The sequence below is a fragment of the Wolbachia endosymbiont (group A) of Crataerina pallida genome (assembly GCF_964028475.1).
Taxonomy (GTDB): Bacteria; Pseudomonadota; Alphaproteobacteria; order Rickettsiales; family Anaplasmataceae; genus Wolbachia; species Wolbachia pipientis.
In genome coordinates, this window is record NZ_OZ034785.1 from 1,485,439 (window position 1) to 1,501,056 (window position 15,618).

At 34.8% G+C, this 15,618-nt stretch carries 18 protein-coding genes; 14 read left to right on the forward strand and 4 right to left on the reverse strand.

What is annotated here, in order from left to right; genetic code table 11:
• Positions 1–111 precede the first annotated feature (111 nt).
• The 5 genes from ABWU55_RS07395 (at position 112) to ABWU55_RS07415 (ending at position 3,653) form a co-directional block, all read left to right on the forward strand.
• Positions 112–1,557 carry a hypothetical protein gene (locus ABWU55_RS07395; protein WP_155969030.1) on the forward strand — a complete coding sequence of 482 codons (1,446 nt, stop codon included), beginning with the start codon at positions 112–114 and terminating at the stop codon, positions 1,555–1,557.
• 404 nt (positions 1,558–1,961) lie between these two features.
• Positions 1,962–3,128 carry an aspartate kinase gene (locus ABWU55_RS07400; RefSeq protein ID WP_010962950.1) on the forward strand — a complete coding sequence of 389 codons (1,167 nt, stop codon included), beginning with the start codon at positions 1,962–1,964 and terminating at the stop codon, positions 3,126–3,128.
• A 91-nt stretch (positions 3,129–3,219) separates the two neighbouring features.
• Positions 3,220–3,423: an IS5 family transposase gene (locus tag ABWU55_RS07405; RefSeq protein WP_007549940.1), complete on the forward strand. Its 204-nt coding sequence runs from the start codon at positions 3,220–3,222 to the stop codon at positions 3,421–3,423.
• Positions 3,424–3,456: 33 nt separating this feature from the next.
• A complete protein-coding gene (locus tag ABWU55_RS07410) occupies positions 3,457–3,585 on the forward strand; it encodes a hypothetical protein (protein WP_255317429.1) in 129 nt (42 codons plus the stop codon).
• Positions 3,582–3,653: a hypothetical protein gene (locus tag ABWU55_RS07415; protein ID WP_353286578.1), complete on the forward strand. Its 72-nt coding sequence runs from the start codon at positions 3,582–3,584 to the stop codon at positions 3,651–3,653. The genes ABWU55_RS07410 and ABWU55_RS07415 overlap by 4 nt, the downstream gene beginning before the upstream one ends.
• Before the next feature lie 32 nt (positions 3,654–3,685).
• On the opposite strand, the gene tnpC is transcribed toward ABWU55_RS07415, so the two are convergent.
• Positions 3,686–4,660 (reverse strand): IS66 family transposase, encoded by a 975-nt coding sequence (tnpC, locus tag ABWU55_RS07420; protein WP_353286307.1) that lies wholly within the window; start codon positions 4,658–4,660, stop codon positions 3,686–3,688.
• Between the two features lie 113 nt (positions 4,661–4,773).
• A complete protein-coding gene (locus tag ABWU55_RS07425; RefSeq protein ID WP_353286308.1) occupies positions 4,774–5,145 on the reverse strand; it encodes a DUF6444 domain-containing protein in 372 nt (123 codons plus the stop codon).
• 443 nt (positions 5,146–5,588) lie between these two features.
• On the opposite strand from ABWU55_RS07425, the gene ABWU55_RS07430 reads away from it, so the two are divergent.
• Positions 5,589–5,732 carry a Putative reverse transcriptase gene (locus ABWU55_RS07430; RefSeq protein WP_022626389.1) on the forward strand — a complete coding sequence of 48 codons (144 nt, stop codon included), beginning with the start codon at positions 5,589–5,591 and terminating at the stop codon, positions 5,730–5,732.
• A 223-nt stretch (positions 5,733–5,955) separates the two neighbouring features.
• Here the strand turns inward: ABWU55_RS07430 and ABWU55_RS07435 are convergent, their stop codons facing one another.
• Entirely contained in the window at positions 5,956–7,872 is a 1,917-nt protein-coding gene (locus tag ABWU55_RS07435; protein WP_264338041.1) for an ATP-dependent helicase, read from the reverse strand.
• A 127-nt stretch (positions 7,873–7,999) separates the two neighbouring features.
• The gene (locus ABWU55_RS07440) at positions 8,000–8,428 is read right to left on the reverse strand and encodes a hypothetical protein (RefSeq protein WP_010082321.1); all 429 of its coding nucleotides are present in this window, start codon (positions 8,426–8,428) and stop codon (positions 8,000–8,002) included.
• Between the two features lie 212 nt (positions 8,429–8,640).
• On the opposite strand from ABWU55_RS07440, the gene ABWU55_RS07445 reads away from it, so the two are divergent.
• The 8 genes from ABWU55_RS07445 to ccmE are packed head-to-tail and all read left to right on the forward strand — an operon-like array spanning position 8,641 to position 15,594.
• Positions 8,641–9,228, forward strand: coding sequence for an NADH-quinone oxidoreductase subunit J (locus tag ABWU55_RS07445; RefSeq protein ID WP_010962952.1), 588 nt, complete (start codon positions 8,641–8,643; stop codon positions 9,226–9,228).
• Positions 9,219–9,527: an NADH-quinone oxidoreductase subunit NuoK gene (gene nuoK / locus ABWU55_RS07450; RefSeq protein WP_010962953.1), complete on the forward strand. Its 309-nt coding sequence runs from the start codon at positions 9,219–9,221 to the stop codon at positions 9,525–9,527. Before ABWU55_RS07445 ends, nuoK begins: the two co-directional genes overlap by 10 nt.
• Before the next feature lie 4 nt (positions 9,528–9,531).
• Positions 9,532–11,379 carry an NADH-quinone oxidoreductase subunit L gene (gene nuoL / locus ABWU55_RS07455; RefSeq protein ID WP_353286309.1) on the forward strand — a complete coding sequence of 616 codons (1,848 nt, stop codon included), beginning with the start codon at positions 9,532–9,534 and terminating at the stop codon, positions 11,377–11,379.
• A 3-nt stretch (positions 11,380–11,382) separates the two neighbouring features.
• Entirely contained in the window at positions 11,383–12,825 is a 1,443-nt protein-coding gene (locus tag ABWU55_RS07460; protein ID WP_010962955.1) for a NuoM family protein, read from the forward strand.
• Positions 12,822–14,207 carry an NADH-quinone oxidoreductase subunit N gene (locus tag ABWU55_RS07465; RefSeq protein WP_209472428.1) on the forward strand — a complete coding sequence of 462 codons (1,386 nt, stop codon included), beginning with the start codon at positions 12,822–12,824 and terminating at the stop codon, positions 14,205–14,207. The genes ABWU55_RS07460 and ABWU55_RS07465 overlap by 4 nt, the downstream gene beginning before the upstream one ends.
• A gap of 4 nt (positions 14,208–14,211) precedes the next feature.
• Entirely contained in the window at positions 14,212–15,084 is an 873-nt protein-coding gene (locus ABWU55_RS07470; RefSeq protein ID WP_209472430.1) for a biotin--[acetyl-CoA-carboxylase] ligase, read from the forward strand.
• A complete protein-coding gene (locus ABWU55_RS07475; RefSeq protein WP_209472432.1) occupies positions 15,081–15,218 on the forward strand; it encodes a hypothetical protein in 138 nt (45 codons plus the stop codon). The genes ABWU55_RS07470 and ABWU55_RS07475 overlap by 4 nt, the downstream gene beginning before the upstream one ends.
• Positions 15,202–15,594, forward strand: coding sequence for a cytochrome c maturation protein CcmE (ccmE, locus tag ABWU55_RS07480; RefSeq protein ID WP_174515681.1), 393 nt, complete (start codon positions 15,202–15,204; stop codon positions 15,592–15,594). Before ABWU55_RS07475 ends, ccmE begins: the two co-directional genes overlap by 17 nt.
• The last annotated feature ends 24 nt before the right edge of the window (positions 15,595–15,618 follow it).

Sequence of the window (15,618 nt, forward strand, 5' to 3'; positions counted from 1 at the left end):
ACAATATACCCTAAACTCAGAAATTTCAATTGATCTTTTAACATAAAAACTTGCATTTTTTTCAATTTATTCCTAAAATAGATTATATTAACAGATTATTAAGAGGGGGTTATGAATCCGAGATTAAAAGCATTTTTGGTTGTTTGTAGTATTATTGCATTTTTGATTGCACTTTTGTTTCTCGTGTATTATTTAAATCTTCTTGTTAACTATATCCTTGACCCGATTCTAGTTCGTCCCTTTGAAAGATTATACAAAAACTTAATTGTTGATGGTCTTTATGCCTATTTATCTACAAGCACTTCTAGCCCTGCACTAGCATTTTTGGCTACAGGTTTTATTGTTATTGCTGCGTTTATTTGCCTGAATAAAATGCTTCTTCCCTTGCAAGAGAAGATCATAAACAACTATACCTCCTTTAAAAACAACAATATTGATAGCAATAGCATGTTGTTTGAGGTTTATAAAGATCCAACAATAAAATTAAAGGACAAAATCTTATTCTTCAGTATACACTTGATATATTACCTACAGCTTCCATTTTTGTATATTGCATCAAAGGTATCAGCTCTACGTGGGTTTCTTATATTTAATTTTGGTTTATTATTGTTAAATTATGCACTGCTAATTCCAGTAGCACTTCTTGAGTTAATAAAATATCCATCAGTAAAACTCTTTTCACCTTTGGGTTTGAATGTAAAGCAGCTAAGCTTTTTGTTTAATGTAAGTGATGTGGGCACTGGTAGTCAAAGTGTTCATACTAGAAGTTTTGAGGAAAGTGTCATAAACTGCGCTGAAGAACTAAAACAGAAATTTGGAACTCAACCAAATGTACTCAATAAAGAGTTTGAAGACTACATAAATAATTCAGATGAGCTTACAACTGAGCAAAAAGAGCAATTAAAACTTTATCTTAACTTTAATGGTTCCAATGAAGCAGCTTGGCAAGAATCAAAAACTGGACTAACTCTCACACAAGCTGCAAACTTAGTTTCAACTGCTGCTAAGAATCAAAAATCAGATGTGAATTCACTATTACTAATGAATTTAAAGGATGGACTTGGTTTATGTACTCTGGGAATGTTCGATCGTATTATTTATTCGCTTAGTTGTCTTGAAGCGAAAAATAATTTCTTGGTTCAAATAAATGGAGCAGTGAACGTATTAACACCTAAATTTACTGAAAGATTTTTAAAAGAATATTGCAATTATAAAAAATTAAAAATTTTGGTAGACAAGTTTGAAGATTTTTACTCCGAAGATTATGCGGATAAAAATAATATAAGCGATGAGGTGAAGAGCAACATTAACCAATCAATAATAGAAATAAGAGAATTTGTCTTTAAAGAGCTTTACATAAAATTTTACGAAGAGTATGGAAAAAGTATTCAAAGAGGTGCCATAAAGCAAAAATTAAGGGAATTAGTTACAGATGATAGTATAAAGGAAGCAGTGTATTATTCAATGTATAATATAGAAATCCCTGCAGAACCACCTACTTATCTTGAAAGAGTAAAAGCATTTTTTGGAGGTCATGCAAGGTCTCCTGCTGCTTAGTGGTGGGCTCATGTCATGGTAGAAAATTTTGACTTTAGCTAAAAAAATTACTTCCGCATACTTGAAACCTCATTATAATGACAATTAGAGATGTTTCTCGAGCTCAAAATTTGTCTCCGTCTGCAGACTTTTCATTTAAATTTCAGTTAAAAATGTGGCGTATCTTCTTCAGTGTATGTGGGTGCACACGCATACTTAATCTCTGCCCAATGTGCGTTGCATTTTTTCTGAATCTTGTTCATATGGGGGATTCTATGCCTAAAATTCCAGACACTTGACTTTAGCTAAAAACCAACTGGCGCCTATGGTTTTTTATAGTTTTATCTTCCCTTTTCTGAATGGCTTGCAAGCTGCTATCTCTACAAAAACTATATTTTTCTTCAGAAGAGAGTTATATTGTAACTATGGACAAAATAATCATAAAAAAATTTGGTGGGACTTCGCTAACTGATTTAAACCGAGTTGCAAATTTGATAAAAAACGATATTGAGAAAGGTTGTAATGTAATCGTTGTTGTATCTGCTGTTGCAGGATTTACTGACCAAATGGTTTTTCAGGCTAGGCAAATCTCAAATTTAAGTTATAGACAAGAGTTATCAGAGTATGACGTTATGCTTTCAGCAGGAGAACAAATCTCTTGCGGTCTATTAGCTATCACTCTCCAATCGATCGGAGTTAATGCTAAATCGTGGCTTGCCTGGCAGTTACCAATTGTAACTGATGATTTTTATTCTGAGTCTAAAATAAAAACAATAAAGATTGAACGTGTGAAAAGATCTTTTGCTGAGGGTTATACTGCTGCGATCATTGCTGGTTTTCAGGGTATAAATGATGATAGAATCACTACTTTTGGAAGAGGAGGCTCTGATATATCAGCAGTTGCCTTCGCGGTAGCCTTTGGTGTTAGAACTTGCGAAATTTTTACTGATATTGATGGAATATATACAGCAGACCCGAGAATTGTTCCAAAGGCACGCAAGCTCAAATTTATCTCTTACGATGAAATGTTGGAAATGTCGTCATCTGGTGCTAAAATACTGCATAATCGTTCAGTACAACTTGCAATGAAACATAACATTAAAGTGCAAGTGCTATCCACTTTTAAGGAAGTAGAAGGCACCACAGTGCTACACAAAAGGGATGTACTAGAGAGATACTTAATTACTGGAATAACTTATAGCACTAATGAAGCTCTTGTAACTTTCACTAACCTTGCAAATAACTTGCGTACTTTAAGAGATATAGCAGGAGCAAACGTTAAAATTGATATGATACATGGGTCAAGTTTTGTTATCTCCAAATTTGATATTGATTTAATGGAAAAGTTACTGAATAAGAATGAAAATTATGCTATAAACGATAATGTAGCTAAAATTTCAATAATTGGTATTGGTGTTATGTCTAACACTGAAGTGATGCACCGCACACTCAAGGTTTTAAGCGAAAAAAAGATAGAAATACTTGCTATCACAACATCTGAAATCAAAATCAGTATAATTGTTCAAAAAGAATGCGCTGTAGCTTTAGTCAAAGATTTACATACTGAGTATGAGCTTGATATGCAGCACTAGGATAGGCTTGACGTCCAGTTGTCTAAGAGTATGTCTTAAAAAGGAATGAGGAAAAAAATATGATAGTGTAAGTAAAAAATAGGAGGGAAAATTGTATCCAAGTGATATAAGTGATAAGGAATGGGAAATTTTGGAGCCACATGTTGCACAAGGAAAGATAGGGAGGCCAAGAAAGCACAATATCAGAACAATTATTAATGCAATAAGGTATATAATGAGAGGTGGTTGTCAATGGAGAATGCTGCCGAAAGATTTTCCTCCATGGAAGACGGTGTATGACTATTTTCTCAGGTGACGTAGTAATGGCAAATTGGAAAAAATACATAATATGCTAGTAAAAGAGGTAAGAAAAATGTTTGGTAAAAATGAAACACCTTCAGTAGGAATAATTGACAGTCAATCAGTAAAAACCACTCAAAAAGGGGATCCAGAGGATATGATGCTGAAAAAAAAATAAAGGGTAGAAAACGTCATATTGTTGTAGATACAGTGGGCTTAATTATTGCGGCTGATGTTCATAGGTAACCGTTCACGGATTGTGAGAATGAATTAAAGAACTAAGCAGTGACAGCTACTAGATTCTGTAGCTTTTGAAAGGGGTTCTGGCCATTTAGACGTGATGTCAAAAATATCGACAACATTCTTTCCACGAATCTTTCTCCACGTTCTGACCAGATGAAAAAGCTGTTTTTACGATAAATTACGTACCGTCTAATTTGCCGTTCTGCAAGGTTATTAGTTGTTTCTATCACTTCAGGTTTTCTTAAAAACTTCCACATCATATCCTCAGATCGTAACATCTTAGCGGCCATTCTTGAAGCTTGAGTGCTATTTGCAACCCTCGTCATTTTACGTAAAAAATGTTTTACCCTTTTCCGAATTTTTCGCACTAGTCGATAAAATCTCAAATTATCTATCAAATTTTGTTTTTTTGCCTTATCTACTACAAACACCTTATTGCTGAGCGATTTTAGTGCTTGGCCAATTTTGCTCACTTCAACATTTTTACTATGGGCAAATCTCTCAAAATCTCTTGCCAGATGTGCCCAACATATCTGTCTATTTTCACGATTGAAGTAATTGTATACAGCGTATCTATCGCTCACAACTATACCATCATATTCTGGCAGTAAACTCTTCAACACCTTCTTACCACGAGACTCGCTTACCTTCAGAAGTGTCAACGCTTTGTTTGTTATTACCCAACTCCAGCCTCTCTTTCCTTGATTTCTGTGCCCTGTTTCGTCTATATGCAAATACTCGCTTCCTTGCAACTCTTCCTTCATTTTCTCATATTCAGATGCACACTTCTTCGATACCCTGCGTTCAGTATTTGAGACTAAACCAAGGCTTATATTTAGATTAAAAATACTGCCCAAAATTTGCTGTACCTCTCTTTTTGAGTTAATAAAAAAGCCGCTAAGGCTGCTTATAATTGTTTTAGCATTGGGTCCTAGAAAATCTCTTGCAACACCTTCGGGTAAATTTGCTGTAATTCTTTTATTACATACTCTACAATGTCCTCTTTGCAACCTGTACTCAGTTATAGCCTTTCTTATAATAGTCCGAATGCGATAAGATATGTGTTTATGGCTATAGCAGGCCAGTAGCATATTACGGTCTGTTCGGATTATTGTAAAAAGAGCTATACAATTGGCTTAATTTCTGGCAACTCTGCCTTCTGATGAATAATTTCATCTTCTAAAGTAATCTTACCTCCACACATACAAATTGTATCAATTGTGCATCTCACTACCTCGTCTGCAGCCATTAATTCACGCTTATGCACCTTATGTCCTGGCTGACCTCCTGGTTTTTTATCACTTTTCTTTTTTGCTTTCTTACGATATATATCTCGTGATGGTGGCAGCGATGAATTTTGCGAATTTAAGCCCAATTTGTCTTCTAATTCAACTATTTTTGCTTTCAAGCTATCATTTTCTCTGATCAGTGCTTTTATTTCTTCCTTGAGATTAGCGTTTTCTGCTACAACCTTTTCTTGCAGCACTGTTGTCATTTACCCATTCCATATTCAGCTTCCTATCTCTTTACACTTTTATACTTACTTTGTAAACCACCTTATCTCCGTGAACGGTTACTGTTCATAGTGCAAGTGTTCAAGATCGTGATGGTGCTCTAAATCTTTTCACTCAAGCTAAATACAAGGCTCCAACTTTACGTAAGTTTTTTGCTGATCAAGGATACATAGCAAAACCGCTGTTTATTGGAGACAGGATACGATTACCAAGAAAGCTGTTGATGTTACAGGATTTTTCGACAATCTGGACCACAATTTAGCACTGCAGGCTATCAAGAAGCACACAGACTGCAAATGGGTCATACTGTATGTTGAAAGGTGGATGAAATCCCCTATTCAGCAAGCAGATGGCAGTAAGGTAGTTAGGGAAAAAAGGAGTTCCGCAAGGAGGTTCAATAAGCCCAATCATTTCAAACATATTTATGCACCATGCATTTGATATATGGATGAAACAAAATCACCCAACAGTACCATTTGAAAGATATGTGGATGATGCGATAGTGCACTGCAGAACTAAAAGACAGGCAGAATTTATGCGAGCAGCAATTGAAGAAAGATTGGCATAATGTAAGCTAAAATTGCAACCTGATACCAATGCCATTCCAAAACTCCATCATTATACTGCCTTAGTATAACCTTCTCACTTCTATTGTCTATTTGTTTGTTATGTAATAGAAATTGGTATGAGATTGAAGAATTAAGTGTGAACGGTTACAGAATTTTTGCCAGGAGAAACATATAGTTAAAGTAATTCAGATTTGTAAGATATGTTTATCTGCAATTATAGCTTCAACAGTAGGCAATGTTGCTTTTAATTACCTCAACATTTTCTCTTGGCAATTCTTTAATGAACCGAGAAGTGCGCATCGGTTGCCACTGGTTGTTAATTTCCCTCCTATCTGCACATGAAATGATTAACCTTTCTTTGGCTCTGGTTATGCCAACATATGCGAGTCTCCTTTCTTCTTCTAAAGCTTTACCACTTTTGTCATCAAAAGATCTTTGATGAGGAAATAATCCCTCTTCCCAACCAGGTAGAAACACGCACGGGAATTCAAGTCCTTTGGCTGCATGAAGAGTCATAACATATACGGTGTCATCGTTATTCATATTATCCACTTCCATCACCAGACTTATATGCTCCAAGAAAGTTGTGGCATTATCGAAATTTTTTAAAGATGAGATGAGCTCTTTAACATTTTCTATTCGTGCTAAGCCTGTTACCTCCTCATTTTCAAGCATTTCAATATATCCTGATTGGTTTGCTACGATTTTAACGAATTCATGCAGTGGTTTTACGCTTACTATTTCTTCCCAAGCTTTAATTTTATTTAAAAAATCGTTGAGTGAGAGTTTAATTCTTTCGGTTACCTGATTACTATTAACTAATATTTTTGCTGCCTCAAAAAAAGAAATTTTGTTATCCTGAGCAGTCGTGTATATTTTCTTTAGAGTTGTAGCTCCTATGCTTCTTTTTGGCCGATTTACTATCCTTTCGAAAGCTAAGTCATCGTTATTGTTTGTAACAAGTCTTAAATATGCAATTATATCCCTGACTTCCTGACGTTCGTAGAATTTTACGCCACTTATAATCTTGTAGGGAATTGAATATTTTATAAAATACTCTTCGAGAACTCTAGTTTGAAAAGTGGCCCTTACCAGCACTGCAATGTCACTAAATCTGTATTTATTGAGTTTCAATATCTGTTCGCTTATGAACCTTGCTTCAGCTTTCCCATCCCATAATTTTATTAGATTTACCTTTTCCCCTTCAATGTTTGTTGTCCACAATTTTTTTTCTAAGCGAGTCTTATTGTGATTGATAACATATGACGCAGTTGCAAGTATGTGGGATGTTGACCTGTAGTTACACTCTAGTTTAACGGTTTTTGCATTTTTAAAATCATCAGAAAACTTCAAAATATTTTCAACTTCTGCACCACGCCAACTATATATCGACTGGTCATCATCTCCTACACAGCAAATATTTGAGTGCTCTTTTGCAAGGTATTTTAGCCAAAGATATTGTATCGCATTTGTATCTTGATATTCATCTACCATAACATATTTAAACTTGTTTTGGTAGTAGGACAGAACTTCGGTCTTTTGATTAAAGAGCTGTATGTTATATAGCAATAAGTCACCAAAATCGACAGAATTAAGGAATTTCAACCTTTCCTGATACTGGTGATAGACTTTGAGTGCAGTTACATATACTGGCCTAAATGATTGAATATCTTCCACTTCAGATGGCAATAAGCACTTCTCTTTCCATTGCTGAATAATATTCATAATGGTCTTACATTTTTCTGATAGGTAATCAGGATTTATTTCATTGATAATATTTTTTATTACCTGTAATTGGTCATCCACACCAATGATTGTAAAATTGGGGTTTAAGCCCACAATTTCTGCGTGCAGGCGCAAGATTTTTGCTGCAATTGCATGGAAAGTGCCAAGCCATGGTATGTTTGTGCCCGTTAGCTCAAGTACCCTTGATACCATCTCATTTGCTGCTTTATTTGTAAATGTAACTGCTAATATCTCATCAGAATAAGCGTGACCGTTTCTAATTATGTGTGCTATTCTTGAAGTAATCGTTCTTGTTTTTCCCGTCCCGGCTCCTGCCAGTATCAAAACTGGTCCATCTATGTTAGTTACAGCTGATTGTTGTTCTGGATTTAGCAGTGAGAGATAATCGTTCATCGTAGCCCTATAGATTATAACTTCGTAAAGTTAAACCTATGATTGAAATATTGTAAAGGTTTTATTGAATAGAACAGTTAAAGAATGCTTCACTCAAGTACTACATATTTAAACGTAGGTTTTACATCTATTTTGTTTTAGTAGTTTCAGGTGTATGTCGAGTAACAACAACTTGATTTGAGGTATTGGCACCAGAACTTCTGCTTGTTGGGTGGATAAGTGGAGTTTGGAATGGCTTATATGTACGGTTTAGTTCCTTCATTTCTATTTCTTCAACTTCAACAAGGGGTTTTTCTTTTGGGGTATAGCGATTATGCGTTGCAGGTCGTTCAGTGAGATTTTCATATGTTTCTTTCAACCAAGTTCCGATATCATACATAAATCCATACGCTTTTTCTTTAAATTCTCTCAATGATCTACTGAAACTTGCTAGTGTGTTATTAAAGTAAATTGTCATATAGTCTCTTGTGGTGTATTGATAACTTTCTCCATCTAGTCTGCTACTTTGTGCGTTAGAACTATTGTTGCTTTTAAAATAACCAAATATGTTGTACATTTTGAGCCGCCATTAATTACTAACATACACATATTATATATTGATAAATTAAGGACTTAGTGTATTGATTAAGCACTTAGAAAGCGCTCTGTATAATAATTTAAAATGGAGCTGGAGCTTTGTAGTACAATGTTTTCAAACGTTTAATATAATATTGACTTTACAACGATAGTCACTTTAAATTAGTAACTATTGTTGCAGTTAAAGTATCAATGCCTTTTTTCTTTTATTTTTTTGCAATTCTTAGCATTTTATCTGCTGTATGCGTAATTAGTGTAAGAAATCCTGTGCATGCAGTATTATTTTTAATTTTCACCTTCGTTAACTCTGCAGTGCTTTTCATTCTCCTTGGAGCTGAATTCATCGCTATGATGGTACTGATAGTATACATCGGTGCAGTTGCAGTGTTGTTCCTCTTTGTAGTTATGATGCTCGATATTGACTACATAAGATTGCGCCAGGGTTTTGCGAAGCATTTCACTCTTGGTGCTATATTGTGTGGTGTGTTTTTTTTGATTATCAGTTTTGTAATCCGCAGCTCAACGCTGAATATAAGTAATGTTATAAACTATAATGCCAATAACGTGAAAGCTATCGGTAATTTGCTCTACACTGACTACATGTACGCTTTTCATCTTTCTGGAATTTTGCTACTTGTTGCAATTGTCGGTGCAATTGCTCTTACTTTGCAGGACAAGAAAAAAGGAGTTAAAAAACAGAATGTATTAAAGCAATTGACGCAATCTTCATCTGTAAAATTGGTTAAGGCTAAATTTGGAAAAGGAGTGGAATGGAAATAGGATTAAATCATTTTTTGATAGTTGCTGCTATTTTGTTCACTGTTGGGGTGTGCGGTATTTTCATCAACCGTAAGAGCATAATCAATATATTGTTATCAATAGAAATATTATTGTTGGCGATTAACATCAATCTAGTTGCTTTTTCTGCCTTTATGAATGATATAGTTGGGCAAATTTTTGTGATGTTTGTGTTGACTGTTGCGGCAGCAGAGTCAGGAGTTGGGCTTGCAATATTGGTTGTATATTATAGAAGCCGTGGCAATATAGATGTTGAACAAGCAAATTTAATGAAAGAATGAAAGTATGATGGATATACTGAAATTAATAGTATTTTTGCCACTTTTTGGTTCGCTATTTGCAGCACTTTTTAGAAAAAGTCAGTTAGTTACAACGGCAGGGATTGGAATATCTGCAGTTTTATCTTGGTATGTTTTTCTCACCTTCTCTGAAAATTATCACTTGAGTTTATTTCCTTTGTTTTCATTGAGCATCTTAAAAGTAAATTGGGCAATTAGTGTGGATGCTCTCTCATCCTTAATGCTTATTGTTATTACCACCGTTTCACTGGTAGTACATCTCTACTCTATCGGTTATATGGAGCATGATAAGGGGAAGTCGAGGTTTTTTTCTTACCTATCGCTATTTACGTTTTGCATGATTGTGCTGGTTGTAAGCGATAATTTCGTGCAGCTTTTTTTTGGCTGGGAAGGGGTTGGCCTATGTTCTTATTTACTCATAGGATTTTGGTTCCAAAAATATTCTGCAAATAATGCAGCAATTAAAGCATTTGTTGTGAATAGGGTAGGAGACTTTGCACTATTGATTGGAATCTTTCTTATTTATTATACATTTCACTCTTTGAATTTTACTGAAGTTTTTGACACAACTGATCTTCTTGGCACGCAGAACATTAGGGCATTCTGCTGTGAATTCAAAGTAACTCATATAATATGCATATTACTTTTTATTGGCTGTATGGGTAAATCTGCACAGCTTGGTTTACATGTTTGGTTGCCAGATGCAATGGAAGGGCCAACTCCTGTTTCTGCACTTATTCACGCAGCAACGATGGTAACAGCAGGTATATTTTTAGTAGCAAAGTGTTCTCCATTGTTTGAGTTATCAAATGTGGCACGAGAATTAATAGTTATCGTTGGAGCACTCACTGCTTTTTTTGCAGCCACCGTTGCAATTACTCAGAACGATATAAAGAAAATAATTGCTTATTCAACCTGCAGTCAACTTGGTTATATGTTCATGGCATGTGGGCTTTCTGCTTACAATGTTGCTATTTTTCATTTAATGACACACGCTTTTTTTAAAGCTCTACTATTTCTTGGTGCTGGCAATGTGATTCATGCAATGCATCATGAGCAAAACATTCAGAAAATGGGAAATTGCTGGAAGAAAATCCCTTGCACTTACGCTCTCATGTGGATTGGATCTCTTGCGCTTTCTGGGATATTCCCATTTGCAGGTTTTTATTCAAAGGATTTGATAATTGAACATGCTTATAGCACGGATAGCTTTGCTTTTGTAATAAGCTTAGTTGTTGCATTCTTCACAGCGTTTTACTCTTGGAGGTTATTGCTTCTTGTGTTCCACAGCCAAAAACAAAGTAAAATTAATATACATGAGGCACCAAAGATTATGCTTATACCATTACTGATACTCGCTTTTGGATCAGTATTTTCTGGAATATGGGGAGCAAATATTTTGAACATAACTAGTAATGTGTTTTGGAAATCAAGTTTAGTGATGATTGATGAGCATGGAGTTCATAATTTCTTTATAAAACTACTGCCAACCTTAGCAAGCCTAAGTGGAATAGCACTTGCGTACCTAATTTACCAATATCAAGTAATTAGGCAAATTAAGAGTAAATTTTTACTTAAGTTTTTGCAGAATAAATGGTACTTTGATGAGGTGTATGAGTTTGTTATAATTGCACCGATAAGGTTTATATCTAGGCTTCTATGGAAGTTTGATGTTAAGGCTATTGATTCATTTGGACCAAATGGTGTTGTAAGGTTGGTTAATGAATGTTCAAAAAGTTCTATAAAGTTACAAACTGGTTATATATTTGATTATGCATTTATTATGTTTGTTACTCTAATAATCGGTGCTTTATATATTATTGGAATTAAATAGAAGGTGTTGTTACTTAGTATATTCTTGCTTCCACTGATAGGAGCGTTGATTTTATCCTTAATCAGGATTAATCATCAATCTATACACTTAAGATTCCTTGCTCTATTTTTTGCTGTACTTCCATTTTTGCTTAGCATTGTAGCTTGTATAGAATTTGATTATAACAATGCGGACTTTCAGTTTGTCAGCTACCCAATTAGAAATGTTGGAATAGGGATAGATGGTATATCGTTGCTTTTCCTTCTGCTTACAACTTTCTTGTTTGTAATTTGTATACTCTACAACTGCAAAATGAGTTATACGACCCTAAAAGCCTATATGGCATTGTTTCTACTGCTTGAGAGTTTTGTAGTCGGTTTTTTCGTTTCACTGAATGCTATAAGCTTTTATGTGTTTTTTGAAGCTGTTTTAATACCAATGTTCTTTATTATTGGCATCTGGGGAGGAAAACACAGGGTATATGCAACGTTTAAGTTGTTTCTTTATACATTAACTGGCTCATTATTATTTCTACTTGGATTGGTTTACATCTATAACATTTTTGGAACGTTTAATATACAAAAATTAGCTACATTAGTGCCAAGCCTTGATCTTGAAGTGCAGTCATTGCTGTGGATTGCATTTTTTATTTCTTTTGCAATAAAAGTACCGATGTTTCCATTTCACACTTGGCTTCCTGATGCACATGTGCAATCACCAACTTCTGGATCTGTGATTTTAGCTGGCTTGCTTATTAAAATGGGGGGATATGGATTTTTAAGGTTTTCTATTCCAATGCTTCCTCAGGCAAGTTTGTATTTTTCAAATTTCGTTGTTGTGCTGAGCATTATTGCGGTGATATATGCTTCTCTAGTTGCGTTTGCTCAAGATGATATAAAGAAGTTAATAGCTTATTCTTCAATAGCACATATGGGGATCGTTACTGCTGGCCTCTTTTCATTTTGTGAGGAAGGAGTACTGGGTAGCATATTTCAAATGATTAGTCATGGCCTTATTTCTGCTGCTTTATTTTTATGTGTTGGAATGCTATATACTCGAACTGGAACTTTGGAGATTGCAAAATATTTTGGCATAGTAAACACAATGCCAAAATTTGGTTTTATGTTCATTTTATTTTCAATGGCTTCAATAGGGCTACCTGGAACATCTGGGTTCGCAGGTGAGTTTTTGGCTATGGTTGGAATGTTTAAGAGCATAGGGTTTTTTACAGGATTTATCGCACTTGGCACTATTTTAAGCGCAGTTTATATGCTGAATTTATGTAAGCAAATAATATGGGGGGTTAGCTATTCTAAATTATTAAATAACCGTTTGGATAGCATAGAATTTTCTGTCTTAATTCTGCTTGCAGTGTTTGTTATTTTGCTTGGATTTTACCCAACCCTTGCACTGAATTATTTGAAGCCATGTATGGCAAATTTGTTAGTCAAATATAATGCGCTATGAATTATATACAGATATTGCCGGAAACGTTCTCTATTATCTCCTCGTTAGTGTTGCTGCTGCTTGGGATTATATTTAACCGCAGAACTATCAACTTATTAGCACTTGGCTGCACAGTGGTAACTTTGATTATTTTAATTCTTTCGGCAGAAAACAATGAAATTTTTCTCTTTAATTCGTTGTTAAAACTCAATTTATACATCAGGTCAGCCCAAGGGTTAATTCTCAGCACAGGAATTTTAATACTTTTGATGCTGAATTTATCAAAATATGACTATAAGTATGAATTTTCAATGCTGATTCTTTTTGCGCTATTTGGCATGATAACTTTGGTTTCAGCAAATAGTCTGATTTCTTTTTATTTAGCTTTTGAGTTGATGAGTATATCTTTGTATGTTCTTGCGAGCTTTAATAAAGATTCGATTTATTCATGTGAAGCAGGAGTGAAATATTTTACACTCAGTGCATTATCTTCCTGCATTATGCTATATGGAATGTCGCTGCTTTATGGATATACAGGACAAGTCAATTTCTCTGAGCTCGGTTCATTCTTGCAAAACCATCAGATAACTTATGGAATAGTTTTTGGGTTAGTCTTTGTCCTAATTGGTTTGTGTTTCAAGCTTGCTATTGCTCCTTTTCATATGTGGGCTCCAGATGTCTATCAAGGTGCACCTACCATAGTAACTGCGTTTTTTTCTACGGCCCCAAAAGCTGCACTTGTAACATTTTTAATTCGATTGATGAATGAAGAGTTAGTAAATGTAAAAAGTTATGTTCAGCCTATTTTCTTATACGTTTCAGCATTGTCTGTGCTTATCTCAGCTTTTGGGGCCTTACGTCAGCAAAACTTAAAAAGGCTGCTTGCTTACAGTTCAATTGGTCACATTGGTTTTATATTTGCTTCACTTTCTATTTTTACACAAGCAGGAACAGATAGTGCCTTAATGTATCTGGTGATATATATCATCACAAGCATAGGGCTATTCTCATATCTCGTACAAATTGACGATGACGATTGTGATATTGCAAATTTATCTGGTATAGGGAAGAAACGCCCAATTGTAGCATTTCATCTTTCTGTGCTGTTACTCTCAATGTCGGGAATACCTCCACTTGCTGGGTTTTTCGCTAAATTTTTTATATTCAAAAGTTTAATAAATTCTGGCTTTATCAGCCTGTCCTTGATCCTTGTAATAGCGAGTGTGATATCATGCTACTATTATTTAAATATCATGAAAGTTATGTATTTTGATAAAGCTAGTGGTAATAAGGTTGCTTATTCTAAGGGTCTATTCATTATCACTTCAGTGGCTTCACTGATCAACCTCGTTCTTTTCTTGTATGTAGAAGATCTTTACTCACTCATTGAACTAAAGGGCTGACAAGGTGATCCCTGAGGGCTTTCATATTCATCATTACAAAGAAGTTTCAAGCACTAATAAAGAAGCGTTGGATTTAATTGATAAAGGAATATCAAATGAAACCGTTATTATTGCCGATAAACAAACAGAAGGCAGGGGGCGCACCGGAAAAAGTTGGGTTTCTCCAGAGGGTAATTTTTATGCGAGTTTGGTGATAAACCTCTTTAACGATTATCTGAATGAAAGCCAGCTTTCGGTGTCATTCCAGCGCGTGACGCTGGAATCTAGAAAAAAAGAAGAATGGATCCCAGTGTCAAGCACTGGGATGACATCAGAGGGCATTGGGATGACAGAGAAGGGTTTGGTGAATAAAATTGCGGATGTTAGCAAATTAACAGAATTGACTTTTGTTACTGCTCTTGCTGTTGGAAATACTATACTGTCATTTATAAATGGTCTAAATCTCCAGTATAAGTGGCCAAATGATGCCCTTATTGATGGCAAGAAAATAAGTGGAATATTGCTTGAAAAAAGATCCAATTCGAATTGGCTCATTATAGGAATTGGAATTAATGTCAGTCATGCACCACTTCCAGGAACAACGTGCATTAGCAATTACGGTGAGTCTGTGTCTAACATAGATCTGTTAAAGGAATTAATAATAAATTTTAATAAGCTAAGAAAGCAATGGCTATTTGATGGGTTTTATGCTATAAGAGAAATGTGGTTAAAAAAAGCATTCAAAATGAATGAGCAAATCAGTGTAAAGTTAGCTGACAAATTGTATGAAGGAATTTTTGCTGATATAGATAAAAGTGGTAAATTGGTGTTGCAGCAAAAGGATGGAAGCTTAATTTATTTTGATGCAGGTGAGTTATTTATTGGCAGTGCATTATGAATACATATGTAATTTTTGCTTACCTTATTAGTTTCACGCTGATTGTTGGAGAGCTAATTTTTACCATTTCTTGCTATACTAAAAGTAAAAAAATTCTAGAAAGCCTGAAAGATAATAATGAAGAAGAAACATAAGCGATTACTTATAACTTCAGGAATTTTCTGCTTTTTAAGCTGCATAGTCTTTTTTATTTTAACAACGCTCAAAGAAAATATCTCATTTTTCTATACAGTAAGTGAGGCAATAGTTTTACCAAATAGTCAAAAGCCAATCCGTGTTGGTGGAATGGTTGTTGAAGATAGTGTGATACGGAGCGAAAGTGAAGTAGTTTTTCAAATGACAGATTTTAACAAAAGCGTTGTGGTAAAATACCAGGGAATACTTCCACCGATGTTTTCAGAAAAAAGTGGTGTTGTTGTGCAAGGTAAAATGTCTGATAATAATACCTTTCTTGCAGATACGGTGTTTGCAAAACATGATGAGAACTATATGCCGAAAGTTTTAAAATAGATTCCTTAATCTGGCTATATTGAA

Bases quoted from the DNA above. Each gene is read 5' to 3' on its own strand.
- ABWU55_RS07430 (WP_022626389.1), top strand. From the start codon at position 5,589: ATGCACCATGCATTTGATATATGGATGAAACAAAATCACCCAACAGTA.
- ABWU55_RS07395 (WP_155969030.1), top strand. From the start codon at position 112: ATGAATCCGAGATTAAAAGCATTTTTGGTTGTTTGTAGTATTATTGCA.
- nuoL (WP_353286309.1), top strand. From the start codon at position 9,532: ATGATGGATATACTGAAATTAATAGTATTTTTGCCACTTTTTGGTTCG.
- ABWU55_RS07440 (WP_010082321.1), bottom strand. From the start codon at position 8,428: ATGTACAACATATTTGGTTATTTTAAAAGCAACAATAGTTCTAACGCA.
- ABWU55_RS07465 (WP_209472428.1), top strand. From the start codon at position 12,822: ATGAATTATATACAGATATTGCCGGAAACGTTCTCTATTATCTCCTCG.
- ABWU55_RS07475 (WP_209472432.1), top strand. From the start codon at position 15,081: ATGAATACATATGTAATTTTTGCTTACCTTATTAGTTTCACGCTGATT.
- ABWU55_RS07425 (WP_353286308.1), bottom strand. From the start codon at position 5,145: ATGACAACAGTGCTGCAAGAAAAGGTTGTAGCAGAAAACGCTAATCTC.
- ABWU55_RS07410 (WP_255317429.1), top strand. From the start codon at position 3,457: ATGCTAGTAAAAGAGGTAAGAAAAATGTTTGGTAAAAATGAAACACCT.
- ABWU55_RS07400 (WP_010962950.1), top strand. From the start codon at position 1,962: ATGGACAAAATAATCATAAAAAAATTTGGTGGGACTTCGCTAACTGAT.
- ccmE (WP_174515681.1), top strand. From the start codon at position 15,202: ATGAAGAAGAAACATAAGCGATTACTTATAACTTCAGGAATTTTCTGC.
- ABWU55_RS07435 (WP_264338041.1), bottom strand. From the start codon at position 7,872: ATGAACGATTATCTCTCACTGCTAAATCCAGAACAACAATCAGCTGTA.
- nuoK (WP_010962953.1), top strand. From the start codon at position 9,219: ATGGAAATAGGATTAAATCATTTTTTGATAGTTGCTGCTATTTTGTTC.
- ABWU55_RS07445 (WP_010962952.1), top strand. From the start codon at position 8,641: ATGCCTTTTTTCTTTTATTTTTTTGCAATTCTTAGCATTTTATCTGCT.